Origin of the sequence: Clostridium sp., assembly GCF_026168755.1 — a bacterium.
Classification (GTDB): domain Bacteria; phylum Bacillota; class Clostridia; order Clostridiales; family Clostridiaceae; genus Clostridium.
Window position 1 is genome coordinate 1 of the sequence record NZ_JAPFDR010000062.1, and the last position, 12,751, is coordinate 12,751.

The 12,751-nt window shown below is 26.9% G+C and carries 14 protein-coding genes; 12 read left to right on the forward strand and 2 right to left on the reverse strand.

All coding sequences use genetic code 11. From position 1 onward, the window contains the following. The 3 genes from Q0Y03_RS13975 to trpS form a co-directional block, all read left to right on the forward strand. Positions 1-515: Rpn family recombination-promoting nuclease/putative transposase (locus Q0Y03_RS13975; protein ID WP_297714425.1), on the forward strand; the 515-nt coding region annotated here is incomplete at its 5' end. 72 nt (positions 516-587) lie between these two features. Then, complete coding sequence (locus Q0Y03_RS13980; RefSeq protein WP_297714426.1) at positions 588-791, forward strand: hypothetical protein; 204 nt, start codon at positions 588-590, stop codon at positions 789-791. A 425-nt stretch (positions 792-1,216) separates the two neighbouring features. Further along, on the forward strand, positions 1,217-2,209 hold the full coding sequence (gene trpS / locus Q0Y03_RS13985) for a tryptophan--tRNA ligase (RefSeq protein ID WP_297714427.1): 993 nt from the start codon (positions 1,217-1,219) through the stop codon (positions 2,207-2,209). A gap of 322 nt (positions 2,210-2,531) precedes the next feature. Here the strand turns inward: trpS and Q0Y03_RS13990 are convergent, their stop codons facing one another. Then, entirely contained in the window at positions 2,532-3,488 is a 957-nt protein-coding gene (locus Q0Y03_RS13990) for an alpha/beta hydrolase (RefSeq protein WP_297714428.1), read from the reverse strand. A gap of 259 nt (positions 3,489-3,747) precedes the next feature. Between Q0Y03_RS13990 and Q0Y03_RS13995 the strand changes: the two genes are divergently transcribed. Next, complete coding sequence (locus tag Q0Y03_RS13995; protein ID WP_297714429.1) at positions 3,748-5,223, forward strand: UDP-N-acetylmuramoyl-L-alanyl-D-glutamate--2,6-diaminopimelate ligase; 1,476 nt, start codon at positions 3,748-3,750, stop codon at positions 5,221-5,223. Positions 5,224-5,500: 277 nt separating this feature from the next. Next, positions 5,501-7,762: a glycogen/starch/alpha-glucan phosphorylase gene (locus tag Q0Y03_RS14000; protein WP_297714430.1), complete on the forward strand. Its 2,262-nt coding sequence runs from the start codon at positions 5,501-5,503 to the stop codon at positions 7,760-7,762. 110 nt (positions 7,763-7,872) lie between these two features. Here Q0Y03_RS14000 and Q0Y03_RS14005 read toward each other — a convergent pair whose 3' ends face one another. Then, positions 7,873-8,217 (reverse strand): hypothetical protein, encoded by a 345-nt coding sequence (locus Q0Y03_RS14005; RefSeq protein ID WP_297714431.1) that lies wholly within the window; start codon positions 8,215-8,217, stop codon positions 7,873-7,875. Positions 8,218-8,646: 429 nt separating this feature from the next. Here Q0Y03_RS14005 and Q0Y03_RS14010 point away from each other — a divergent pair, with 429 nt between their 5' ends. The 7 genes from Q0Y03_RS14010 to Q0Y03_RS14040 all read left to right on the forward strand — a co-directional run bounded on the left by Q0Y03_RS14010 (position 8,647) and on the right by Q0Y03_RS14040 (position 12,440). Continuing rightward, positions 8,647-9,207: a GNAT family N-acetyltransferase gene (locus Q0Y03_RS14010; protein ID WP_297714432.1), complete on the forward strand. Its 561-nt coding sequence runs from the start codon at positions 8,647-8,649 to the stop codon at positions 9,205-9,207. Between the two features lie 55 nt (positions 9,208-9,262). Then, positions 9,263-9,433: a hypothetical protein gene (locus Q0Y03_RS14015; protein WP_297714433.1), complete on the forward strand. Its 171-nt coding sequence runs from the start codon at positions 9,263-9,265 to the stop codon at positions 9,431-9,433. A gap of 616 nt (positions 9,434-10,049) precedes the next feature. Then, positions 10,050-10,340, forward strand: a complete 291-nt coding sequence (locus Q0Y03_RS14020; RefSeq protein WP_297714434.1) for a GNAT family N-acetyltransferase — start codon at positions 10,050-10,052, stop codon at positions 10,338-10,340. A gap of 60 nt (positions 10,341-10,400) precedes the next feature. Then, positions 10,401-10,838 (forward strand): cytidine deaminase, encoded by a 438-nt coding sequence (locus tag Q0Y03_RS14025; RefSeq protein ID WP_291680045.1) that lies wholly within the window; start codon positions 10,401-10,403, stop codon positions 10,836-10,838. Between the two features lie 104 nt (positions 10,839-10,942). Beyond that, complete coding sequence (locus Q0Y03_RS14030) at positions 10,943-11,467, forward strand: cysteine hydrolase family protein (protein WP_297714435.1); 525 nt, start codon at positions 10,943-10,945, stop codon at positions 11,465-11,467. A 90-nt stretch (positions 11,468-11,557) separates the two neighbouring features. After that, the gene (locus tag Q0Y03_RS14035; RefSeq protein ID WP_291679849.1) at positions 11,558-11,818 is read left to right on the forward strand and encodes a hypothetical protein; all 261 of its coding nucleotides are present in this window, start codon (positions 11,558-11,560) and stop codon (positions 11,816-11,818) included. Between the two features lie 76 nt (positions 11,819-11,894). After that, positions 11,895-12,440: an AAA family ATPase gene (locus Q0Y03_RS14040; protein ID WP_297714436.1), complete on the forward strand. Its 546-nt coding sequence runs from the start codon at positions 11,895-11,897 to the stop codon at positions 12,438-12,440. Positions 12,441-12,751 lie beyond the last annotated feature (311 nt).

Sequence of the window (12,751 nt, forward strand, 5' to 3'; positions counted from 1 at the left end):
ATCAAGGAAATATTGATTTAGATTTAATCAGCAAAGGTGAAGATTATAGAAAACTATCTAAAAGTTATATTATTTTTATATGTACTTTTGACTTATTTAAAGCGGGAAGACATAAATATACATTTGAAACTGTATGTATTGAAGATAATAGTATAAAACTAAAAGATGATACAAATAAAATTATATTAAATACTAAAGGGATTATGAAAGATTTAAGTGATGAACTTATTGGGTTTTTAGAGTACGTGGAACATTCAGATGATAAAACAGCTGAAAAAACTAAAGGAACTTTAGTTAAAAATATTCATAGAAGAGTAATTGAAGTTAAGAATAATCCTAATGTGGAGGTGGAGTTTATGACACTTTTAGAGCGTGATAGAGAAAAGTTAGAAGAAGGTAGAATGGAAGAAAAAATAAATCTAGCTAGAGAAATGCTTAAAGATAATGAATCTATTGAAAAAATAATGAAATATACTAAACTTAGTAAAGAAGAAATTCTTAAAATAGAAATATAATATAAGTTATAATATCATCAATGAGATTTGATGAACCATTGTATTAAATGGTTCGTATTTAGGAGGGATAATATGAGAAAATGTTTGAGATGTGATGAAATTATGATTGAAGATTATAAGCTTAAAACTGAAAACCTTACCGCCGTAGCATCAGTAGTATTAGGTAAGGATGGCAGTATTTTTTCATCAAATACCATAGGGAAGATAAAGGCTGCTGTGTGTCCAAAGTGTGGTGAAATTTCAATATTCTTTGATAAATTAGATAAAATAAAGTAGTGAATTATTAAACTATGACGAACTAAAATTCAATTGATGATGACTTTTGTTACCTTGATTAATATTTTACAAAGATATATAATTTAATATGAAACAATTAAGATTAAAACCGTTGAATGAGAGTAGTAAGCATAAGAAAGAGAATTCCAGAGAGCTATTGTTGGTGTGAATATAGCATTTGATTCTATGTTGAATGGACTCACGAGGGCAACCCGAAAGTTTTGCAAGTAGGCGTTGACGGAAATCCTAACCGTTATTATGGAAGCATATGTTAGTATGTGAAATTTATTATTTTGGGTGGCTAAATAGAATTATACGCTTCTATCCTGTTTTGGGATAGAAGTTTTTTATTTTAAGGAGATGATTTTATGGAAGATGGTTGGTGGAATTTATTTTGAAATGTTATTTAAAGGGAGGAATTTAAAATGAAAAGAATTTTAACTGGAGATAGAACAACTGGAAAGCTACATTTAGGGCATTATGTAGGTAGTCTCCAAAATAGAGTAAAATTGCAGGAGGATTATGAGACCTTTATTATATTGGCAGATGTTCAGGCTTTAACAACACATTTTCAACATCCAGAGTTAATAAATAAAAGTATTTATGATGCTGCAATAGATAATTTATCAGTAGGATTAGACCCAAATAAGATAACTATGTTCTTACAGTCTAAAATCAGTGCTATTGCAGAACTAACTGTATTTTATTCAATGCTTGTTTCAGTTAATTCATTAAGACACAATCCAACTATAAAGACTGAAGCAAAACAGTATGGATATGATGATTTAAGCTACGGATTTTTAGGATATCCTGTTAGTCAAACTGCGGATATGACTTTTTGCAATGCTGATTTAGTACCAGTTGGAGAAGACCAAATTCCCCATATAGAGCAAGGAAGAAAAATTGTAAGACGTTTTAATAATTTATATTGCAATGGAAAGAGTATTATTAAGGAGCCACAAGTATTAATAAGTAATACACCTCGACTTGTTGGGTTAGATGGAAATTCTAAAATGGGTAAAAGTCTTGGCAATGCAATATATTTATCTGATACTGTGGAAGATGTTAAAATAAAAATAAAATCAGCACTTACTGATAAAAATAGGATAAGCATAAAAGAGAAAGGGAATCCAGATATATGTACAGTGAGTAAATATCATAAAGCATTCAATGAAAGTGAATATGAAAATATTTGTGAAATGTGCAGAAATGCAAATATTGGTTGTGTAGCTTGTAAAAATATTTTATCAGAAAAAATAAATATTCTTCTTGAACCATTTAGAGAAAAGCGAACCTATTATGAAGAACATAAGAAAGAGGTCCGTGACATCATATTTGAAGGTAGTAAAAAGGCAAATATTATTGGTAATGAAACAGTAGAAAATGTTAAAAAAGCTATGAATATATATATTGAATAATATTTTCATTTAAAGTGAATAATGAACAATATTGTCATATATATTCAGTAGAAACGATTAACTATAAGGTGCAAGGCTATAAGTAGTTATGTGAAAAAAGAAAAAATGAAATATTAATTTGGAAGGAACATTGAAATTGAGACGTAGAATTTAATAATTGATGTAGTAAAGTTGGCGTAAAGAAGTTTTTACTGTTTGAGCTAACAGCGAGTTTAAAAACTTTATCCAACTTTACGGAATTAATTATATAAATTCTAGGTGAAAATTTCGCAGTTACTGGAAAATAAATATTTCATTTTTTCGATTCCACGTAAAGAACAATTTAGTTAATGTATTTGTTTAGGAAGGTTTCTATGGTTTCCCAATATAGTTTAGGATTAACGTAACTAGCTCTAGCATGAGCTGCACCAGGAATAATTAATTTTTCCTTTTCAACTGGTGAAGCATTATAAAGTTTATCAAGCATAAAGAAAGGTACAAATCCATCTTTATCACCATGAATAAAAAGTGTTGGTGTTGTTGATTTTTTTAGTTGTTTAATAGGAGATGCTTCACTAATAAAATATCCAGCTCGCAACTTACAAATAATACTTGCAGCATGCATTAGTGGGAATGCTGGTATTTTAAATAATGCTTTTAATTGATAAGTAAATTGATTCCAAGTAGATGTGTATCCACAATCCTCTATTATTGCCTTAACATTTATAGGTAGATTCTCACCAGAAGCGCTCATAACAGTTGCAGCACCCATAGAAACACCAAAAAGAACAATTTGAGCCCCTTTATAAGTATTAGCAATATACTTTGCTAAATCAAGAATATCAAGTCTTTCATGCCATCCCATTCCTATGTAAGATCCTTGACTTTTTCCATGACCTCTTAAATCCGGAATTATAATATTATAGCCCATCCCATAAAATTTTTGAGCATATGAAGCCATATACGTGCCTTGAGAAGTATAACCATGAACTGCAATAACCCATTTATTAGAATTATTTTTATTTTTTATTATGTAGTTATGTAATTTTAAATTGTCTTCAGATTTAAGAAATAAATCTTCATAGTTACTATATTTAATAAACCATGCTCTACTATCAATACTGGAAACCCCACTAGTTTCATTTTGTTTTGTTTCTTCGTCAGTATTGTTTTTAAATATCAAATCCTTTGGATATTTTGGGTTTATACCTAAGTTATACAAATAATTTCCAACATAGAAAATTACTATTATTAAAGATATAAATATAATACATAATAAAATTATTATGATTTCTTTCATTAACTCACCTCTAAAATGGAATTTTTATATTAATTATATCACTAAATAAGGACAGGTATATGTTAAAAAATATTTAAAAGTAAATAGTTTTGATATTTAAATAATGATTAATCTAAAATTAAAAGGTTAAAATTATCAATAGGATTTAACTTTACTTTTTATAGATAAAGAATTATAAATGATGTACAATATTATGGGACAATGAAATATACTGTTAAAAGTGAGTAATAAAAATCAATTTAAGATAAGGAGATTTTAGATGTTATTAAGTGAAATATTAAGAAATTCAAATCTAGATTATACTGCTACAAATGAAATAGATTATACAAAAATAGATGTTATAGATATTACAAGGGATACAAGACAAGTAATAGAAGGAAGCCTTTTTATTGCTGTTATAGGATTAAAAGTAGATGGACATGATTTAATAAATGATGCTATAGAAAAAGGAGCAAAAGTAATTGTTCATAGTAAAGATATAAGTGAGATTAAAGAAGGAGTTGCTTACATAAGAGTAAGTGATACAAGAGAATGTATGGCTATTATTGCAAAGACGTTCTTTAATATACAAGATAGTGATTTAATCTTCTTAGGGGTAACAGGAACTAACGGAAAGACTACATCAACATATATGATGAAACATATATTAGAGCATGCAGGAAATAAGGTTGGACTTATAGGTACTATAGCAAATTATATTGGAGATAAGATGATTCCAACATCTATGACAACTCCAGAAGCTATAGAATTATTTAGGCTTATTAAAGATATGAGAGAAGCTGGATGTAAATACTGCTTAATGGAAGTATCATCTCATGCATCTGCAATGGGAAGAGTAGAAGGGTTAAACTTTAGTAGAGGAATGTTTACAAACTTAACTCAAGATCATATGGATTATCATAAGACATTTGAGAATTATTATAATGCAAAATTTAAGTTTATAAAGGGTGCTAAATCTACTGTTATAAATTGTGATGATCAATATGGAAAGAAAATGTTAGATACATTACATGAGAACAGTAAATATGATGAAGTAGTTACTTCTTATGGAGTGGATAATGGATTTGTTAGAGCTAAAAATTTAGATTTACAAGCTAATGGTTCAACTTTTGATTTATATATTGGTGAAGAATTTAAAGGTAGAGTTAAGCTTCATATAGCAGGACTTTATAATATTTATAATGCTTTAGGTGTTATAGGAATGTTGGTAGTAGGTGGATATGTGGCTGTAGAAGAGGTTATAGAGGCATTTGACACTATGAAAGCAGTTGCTGGAAGATGTGAAAGAGTTTATCACGATAAGATGGAATGTACTGTTGTAGTTGACTATGCTCATACTCCAGATGCACTTGAAAATATTTTAAAGACAATGAAAGAAGTTACTAAAGGTAAAATTATAACTGTGTTTGGTTGTGGTGGAGATAGAGATAAGACTAAGAGACCGATAATGGGAAGCGTAGCAGCTAAATATAGTGATATAACAATAGTAACTTCAGACAATCCAAGAACTGAAGATCCGAGAGCTATAATTGATGATATTATAGTTGGAATTACTGATAGCCATACTGTAATTGAAGATAGAAAAGATGCAATAGAATATGCATGTAAAATTGCTAGTAAAGATGATATAGTTGTTATTGCAGGAAAAGGTCATGAAGATTATCAAATAATTGGTACAACTAAACATCATTTTAGTGATAAAGAAACAGTTATAAATTATTTTAATAGCATTTAATTAAATAATTATTTTTAAAATAGGTATACTTAAAGGTATATCTATTTTTTTATGAAAATTTTAAAAAAGGAAATGGAAAAATTTTTTAAAAGCATAGGATAAAAATAAAAGCTGATATTTTTTAAAATAACATAAAAAATATACAAAAAATAAAAGAAATGTACAAAGATTATTTTGAAAAATTGCTATTATATAATTGTAAATGTTTTAATCATAAAACAAATTATTAAATTATATATTATTAAAAAATAATGAATTTAAGGTGGGATAATTTATTATGGTAAAAAATAATTTAGCTGAAATCTTAAAAAATAGATTTCAAAAAACAATAGAAGAAGCAACAAACGAAGAAGTATATTTAGCATTATTAGAAATGACAAAGGGATGCATTAAAAATAAAGGGACAAATAAAGGAAGCAAAAAACTATATTATATTTCAGCAGAATTTTTAATTGGTAAATTATTATCAAATAATTTAATAAATTTAGGTCTTTATGATGAAGTTAAAGAAGTATTAGCTGACAATGGAAAAGATTTAACTGAAATAGAAGAAATAGAATTAGAACCTTCACTAGGAAATGGTGGATTAGGAAGATTAGCTGCATGTTTCTTAGACTCAATAGCAACTTTAGGGTTAAATGGAGATGGTGTTGGATTAAACTACCACTATGGATTATTCAAACAAGTATTTAAGAATAATAAACAAACTACTGAAAAGAATCCATGGATAACTTCAGAAGGTTGGTTAAATAAATCTAATATTAAGTTTGATGTATTATTTGGTGGATTTAAAGTAACTTCAACATTATATGATATAGATGTAACAGGATATAATCAAGCATCAAATAAATTAAGATTATTTGATATAGACTCTATAGATGAAACTTTAGTAGAAGATGGAATAAACTTTGATAAAGAAGATATCAAAAAGAATTTAACATTATTCTTATATCCAGATGATAGTGATGAAGCAGGACATTTATTAAGAATATACCAACAATACTTTATGGTAAGTAATGCTGTACAATTAATTCTTTTAGAAGCAGAAGAAAGCGGATATGATTTACACAAGTTACATGAACATGTAGTTGTTCAAATTAATGATACTCACCCTTCAATGGTTATACCAGAATTAATAAGATTATTAGGGGAAAAGGGTATTGAAATGCAAGAAGCTATCGGTATCGTTACCAAAGCTTGTGCATATACTAACCATACAATATTAGCGGAAGCATTAGAAAAGTGGCCAATTGCTTACTTAGAAAAAGTTGTGCCTCAATTAATGCCAATTATTAGAGAATTAGATAACTTAGTTAGAGAAAAATACGAAGATGAAAGAGTTTATATCATAGATAAAGATGATAGAGTTCATATGGCTCATATGGATATTCACTATGGATTTAGTGTAAATGGTGTTGCGGCACTTCACACAGAAATCTTAGAACAAGAAGAATTAAGACCATTCTATGATATATATCCAGAAAAGTTTAACAATAAGACAAATGGTATAACTTTCAGAAGATGGTTAATACACTGTAATAATGAATTAACTAACTATATTACAGAACTTATTGGTGAAGACTTTAAAACTGATGCAACTAAGTTAGAAGATTTAGCTAAGTATGTTGATAATAAAGAAGTATTAGCAAAACTTGGAGAAATTAAAAAGCATAATAAAATTGCATTAAAGAAATATTTAAAAGATACACAAGGTATTGAAATAGATGAAAATTCTATTTTTGATATTCAAATAAAGAGACTTCATGAATATAAGAGACAACAAATGAATGTTTTATATATAATTCATAAATATTTAGATATTAAAGCAGGAAATATTCCAACAACTCCAATTACAATGATATTTGGAGCAAAGGCTGCACCAGCTTATATAATTGCACAAGATATAATCCATACAATTCTTTGCTTACAAGAAATTATAAATAATGATCCAGTTGTTAGCAAACACTTAAAAGTTGTTATGGTTGAAAACTATAATGTAACTAAGGCTTCTAAGTTAATACCAGCTTGTGATGTTTCAGAGCAAATTTCTTTAGCATCTAAAGAAGCTTCAGGAACAGGTAATATGAAGTTTATGTTAAATGGTGCATTAACTTTAGGAACTGAAGACGGAGCTAATGTTGAAATACATGAATTAGTTGGCGATGATAACATCTATATCTTTGGTGAGTCAAGTGAGCAAGTAATTGAACATTATAAGAAGGCTGATTATGTTTCAAGAAAATATTATGAAAAAGAAAACATCAAAGAATTAGTTGATTTTATAGTAAGTGATGAAATGTTAAAGGTTGGAGATGAAGTTAACTTAAATAGACTTCACAATGAATTAATAGTTAAAGACTGGTTCATGACATTACTTGATATTGAAGATTATATTAAAACTAAAAATCAAGTATTTGAAGATTATTCAGATAGAGAAACTTGGAATAGAAAAGTTTTAATAAATATCAGTAAAGCTGGATTCTTCTCATCAGATAGAACAATTGCTCAATACAATGAAGATATCTGGAAGTTAAAATAATAAAAATAGCAAACAATAAAGGAGCTTATCATAAATGAGCTCCTTTATTGTTATTCCAAGATTTAAACTAACATTACTTAAAATAACATGAAATATTAAGTATCTGTTTATTAAACTGCAACATTAAGAATTTCTTCTACATTCTTTTTAGAAGTTGGAATTATTCCACAATTAGGAGTTGAATATGGTAAATAACGAATATTTAAGCTTTTTCTTTCAGCAAATAAAGCTTCATATTTGTTAGAAGGTTTATTTGATTCAATACTTTTAATTAACCCTTGTTCTACAAATTTCCTTTCAGAAATATTGTATAGTAAATAGAAAATATCTTCATCTTTGGCATCACTAATTAATCTTTCTGCATTTAAATTATTTATTTTAAAGTTATACCCATTAAGTAATTTGTGGGTATTAGTCTCTGATTTCGCGTTAGTTCTTAAAATATAATATCTCATAAAAAAAATCTCTCCCCATTTAAGTGTGTATTTTTATAAAATTAACTATTCATTAATTTTAGTAATTTTCTTATTTAATTATAAGTAGTTTGGCCACTCTACACTTATATATAATATCATTTGTGGAAAATAAAGCAAATTAATAAAAGGCTATTTTTGTACAAGTAAATCTGATAAAAATATACATTATATTATTATAAAAGCTAGAATTTTAGAGAGAAATTATATAATTTAGTTTTTAATTTATATTTGAAGAGTATAGACATTTATAAAAATATTTACAATTATAAACTTATAAATTACATATTAGTATATAATTGTAATTAAAGTATTACTATTTTAATGTTTTTTGTGTACAATTAATATAATAATTGTTAAAAAATCATATTAAATTATACGTTAAATAGTTAAAAAATTTGAGGTGAATTTATGAATAATATAGGAACAAAAACTATTGAAACAAATAGATTGATTTTAAGAAAATTTAAAATAGCTGATTCTGAAGATATGTTTAAAAATTGGAGTAGCGATTCTAAAGTAACAAAATATTTATCTTGGAAAGCACATAATAGCATTAAAGATTCAGAAGAAATTATCAATATGTGGATATCAAATTATGATAATAATAATGTTTATAATTGGGTAATTGAGTTAAAAGAAACTAATGAAGCGATAGGAAGTATATCAGTTGTTAAGTTAGAAGAGACGAATAAGTCTTGTGAAATAGGTTATTGTATAGGAAGCGAATATTGGAGCAAAGGGATAACAACAGAGGCTTTACAAAACATAATAGATTATTTATTTAGAGAAGTCGGTGTAAATAGAATTTGTGCAAAGCACGATATCGAAAATATGGCTTCAGGAGAAGTAATGAAAAAATGTAAAATGACTTATGAAGGTACATTGAGAGAGGTTCAATTTAGAGATGATAGATTTTGTAGTTTATCATTTTATTCAATTTTAAAAAGTGAGTGGATAAAAAATATATAATAGCAAGGGTATTTTTATCAAAGAAAAAATTAATTTAATAATGGGGAGGGTAAAAATGGATATTAATAACTTAACTATAATTATAGCATTTATAAATTTATTGATTTTTATTGTTATTCCAATTGGCATAGTTGTATTTATAGTGAAAATAGTGAAGAGTCAGAAAAGAATGAAATCAGATATAGAATTATTAAATAGACGATTGAGTAAATTAGAAAATAAATAATTTTGTGTTTAATAAATAACTTAAAACTATTGTTAGTGTTAAAAGGGAATAAATAGAAAATATGATAATGTTTTATTATATATTCCTCTATATTTATTATTATTAATTTTAATTTATACGAGTTAGTTTATTGTTAAACAATGGGATTAAAATAATTTTAATGGGGGTAATTTATGGATTTTTTATATTTGGGAGGTATAGGGATTATTTTTTGTGTAGTCCAATTTTTGATTTTAAGTAAAGTAAAAAAGTATTAGATTAAGTGGATACCTATGAGAATTACCATTGCTGGTTTTTTATTTTGCTTTGTGTTATATCTTAATCTTTTTTGGACAAACTCTCCAAGTGTAATTGCTGAAAATCAACTATTGGCATTAGTTCTTATAATACCAGTAAGTTTTTCGTTCATTGGTTGTTTGTTAGTTTGCATTATTTATAAGTTATGCAATAGATTTTAATATATTATGAGCAATAAATAGGAATTTATACGGAGGATATAATGAATATTAGGAAAGCAAAAACAAATGATTTATAAAGAATAGCCGAAATATATGTTTTTAATAATAGAGTGAATTATTTTCCAATTTTTAAAGATGAGAAGTTTTCATTTGGAGAATTGCAAGTAGTTACTATGTCTGATAATTATTTTGGAAAAGATAAAATATTAAAAAATATATTAGTTTATGATGATGGTTTAATAAAAGGGTTCATTCAAATGAATGGGAGTGAGATTTGTAAAATATATGTAGATACTTTTTTTCAAGGTGAAGGAATTGGAAAAGAACTGATAGAATATGCAATCAATGAGTATCACGCTAATAATCTTTGGGCATTAGAAAAAAATGAAAGAGCAATTTGTTTTTATAAAAAACATGGATTTAATTTAACTGGTCAAAAGAAATTTTAAGAAGATACTGTTGAGTATTTAGTTCAAATAACTAGATAAATTTGAAAGAGAGATGATATTATGGATGTTTGGGAAAAGTTATATTTAAAAGCGAAGGAGCAATATAACCCTGAAGAAGTATCACCATTTGTGTATGCACATCATGTTGTTTGTGCCTTAGAAAGTGAGAATGGTGAAATTTTTACTGGATTTTGTATTGAAAGTTGTGGTGGAGTGATGAATTTATGTGCAGAAAGGGTCGCCACATTAAATATGTATATAAATAGTGGACAAACTGTTGTTAAGAGGTTAATAGCATTTAGAGATAAAGCACCCTTTGGAGAAGGAAGTGGTATGCCTTGTGGTGCTTGTCGAGAGTTTTTAATGCAGTTAAATATCAAAAATAAGGATATGGAAATTATGGTTGATTACGAAAAAAGAGAAACAATTACCTTAGAAAAACTTCTACCAGATTGGTGGGGAATGTATCGCTATAAGAATAGTGAACTTAATCAATAAACTCCAACTTAGAGATTAGATGAAGCAGAATGAAATTGTTATTTTATTGTTGAGAGTTGTAATGATACTAAAATATTTTGATGAAATAATGGAGGAGTACATAAATGGTTTTATTAGTCGTTGATACACAAAAATTATTAGTAAATAGTAAATTATATAATTTTGAAAATTTTGTTACAAATATTAAGGAATTAATTGATACATCAAGAAAAAATAACATAGAAGTATTATATGTAATACATGATGATGGTGTAGAAAGTGATTTAACAAAAGGAAAAGATGGATTTGAAGTTTATGAAGAATTTAAGCCTATGGAACAAGAGAAAGTATTTATAAAAAATGTAAATAGTTCATTTAGAGGAACTGGTTTGTTGGAATATTTAAGAGAAAAGGGGGAAGAGGATATAATTGTTGTTGGACTTCAAACTGATAAATGTATTGATGCTACAATAAAGTGTGGTTTTGAACATGGGTTTAATATGATTGTACCAAGTTATGCTAACTCAACTGTTGATAATGACTTCTTTAGAGGAGAGCAAAGTTATAAATATTATAATGAATTTATGTGGAAGGATAGATATGCTAAATGTATCGCTATTAGTGAAGTAATTAATATGTTGAAACGTTAAATTTAAAATTTATCAATGAGATTTGATGAATTATTGTATTATATGACGAGAGAATTTAATATAGGTTTTGTTTAAATTGGGGGGGATGTGATGAATCAAATTAATTTTAAATCACGAGTGAAGGTAATGGCTTTAGTGTCTTTTATAGGAAGTATATTTTTAATTGGATTAATAATAGGAATTGCAACAAAACATTTAAATATGATAATAGTTAGCTTTAGTGGATATATAGGAATTAGAATTTTAGAAAATATTATTTGGAGATGCCCTAAATGTAAAGCAAAATTGCCAAAGGGAAAGTACACTAATACTATAAATAAATGCTCATATTGTAATTATGAATTAATCTAATGGGCGTTAATTAAAGTGAAGAATAATATTAATCTATTGTGAGCGATAAATTTAGAATTTGAAGGGATAAATATAGATGAAAAAAGGAAGAATTATTATAATTACAGGTTCGCCGGGAACGGGTAAAAGCACAACATCAGCTATTATTGCAAAAGAATCCAGTATGGAAAAGTCTGTTCATATGCATACAGATGATTTTTATCATTATCTTAGTAAGGGAGCCATTCCACCCTACTTACCAGAATCGAATGAGCAAAACTTGATTGTGATTGAGGCATTTATAGAAGCGGCAAAGCGATATGTTCGTGGTGGATATGATGTAATTGTAGATGGTATTATCGGTCCGTGGTTTTTAAAACCGTGGTTAAATGTCGTCCACGATGCTTATGAAGTACATTATATCATTTTGAGAGCAAGCAAAGAAGAAACTATGCAACGAGCAATTACCCGTTCAAAATTAGATATAGAAACAAATATTGAATTAGTGGAAACAATGTGGGAACAGTTTAAAAATCTCGGAGGTTATGAATCCAACGTGATAGATACTACAAATTATTCAATTAAAGATACTGTTTTAGCAATTAAAGAAAGTATTATGAATAAAGCCAAGTTGCTCCATTGACTTTTAAGAACATCATAAGTCCCAGTTTGTATACATAGTTAAAAAACCTCACTTATTACTGATACGGAGAACGTACCTATTAAGAACCAAAATTATTAGAAAAATATTAATAATTAGTATTTAATTCTAAAAGAACTTTTAATCATGTAAAAGATATCTATAGTTTAAGTAATTAAAATCAAGTTACTATTAAATAAATTTTCAGTTAATGTTATAATAAAGTAAATATATGATAACAATTTAACTAAAGATGAGAAGTACGAGGTAATTATATATGAGAAAAGTTAAGCCTTTGAATGATTTTATATTTA

Excerpts from the sequence above, each read along its gene's own strand:
- Q0Y03_RS13980 (WP_297714426.1), top strand. The coding sequence starts at position 588 with ATGAGAAAATGTTTGAGATGTGATGAAATTATGATTGAAGATTATAAG.
- trpS (WP_297714427.1), top strand. The coding sequence starts at position 1,217 with ATGAAAAGAATTTTAACTGGAGATAGAACAACTGGAAAGCTACATTTA.
- Q0Y03_RS13990 (WP_297714428.1), bottom strand. The coding sequence starts at position 3,488 with ATGAAAGAAATCATAATAATTTTATTATGTATTATATTTATATCTTTA.
- Q0Y03_RS13995 (WP_297714429.1), top strand. The coding sequence starts at position 3,748 with ATGTTATTAAGTGAAATATTAAGAAATTCAAATCTAGATTATACTGCT.
- Q0Y03_RS14000 (WP_297714430.1), top strand. The coding sequence starts at position 5,501 with ATGGTAAAAAATAATTTAGCTGAAATCTTAAAAAATAGATTTCAAAAA.
- Q0Y03_RS14005 (WP_297714431.1), bottom strand. The coding sequence starts at position 8,217 with ATGAGATATTATATTTTAAGAACTAACGCGAAATCAGAGACTAATACC.
- Q0Y03_RS14010 (WP_297714432.1), top strand. The coding sequence starts at position 8,647 with ATGAATAATATAGGAACAAAAACTATTGAAACAAATAGATTGATTTTA.
- Q0Y03_RS14015 (WP_297714433.1), top strand. The coding sequence starts at position 9,263 with ATGGATATTAATAACTTAACTATAATTATAGCATTTATAAATTTATTG.
- Q0Y03_RS14025 (WP_291680045.1), top strand. The coding sequence starts at position 10,401 with ATGGATGTTTGGGAAAAGTTATATTTAAAAGCGAAGGAGCAATATAAC.
- Q0Y03_RS14030 (WP_297714435.1), top strand. The coding sequence starts at position 10,943 with ATGGTTTTATTAGTCGTTGATACACAAAAATTATTAGTAAATAGTAAA.
- Q0Y03_RS14035 (WP_291679849.1), top strand. The coding sequence starts at position 11,558 with ATGAATCAAATTAATTTTAAATCACGAGTGAAGGTAATGGCTTTAGTG.
- Q0Y03_RS14040 (WP_297714436.1), top strand. The coding sequence starts at position 11,895 with ATGAAAAAAGGAAGAATTATTATAATTACAGGTTCGCCGGGAACGGGT.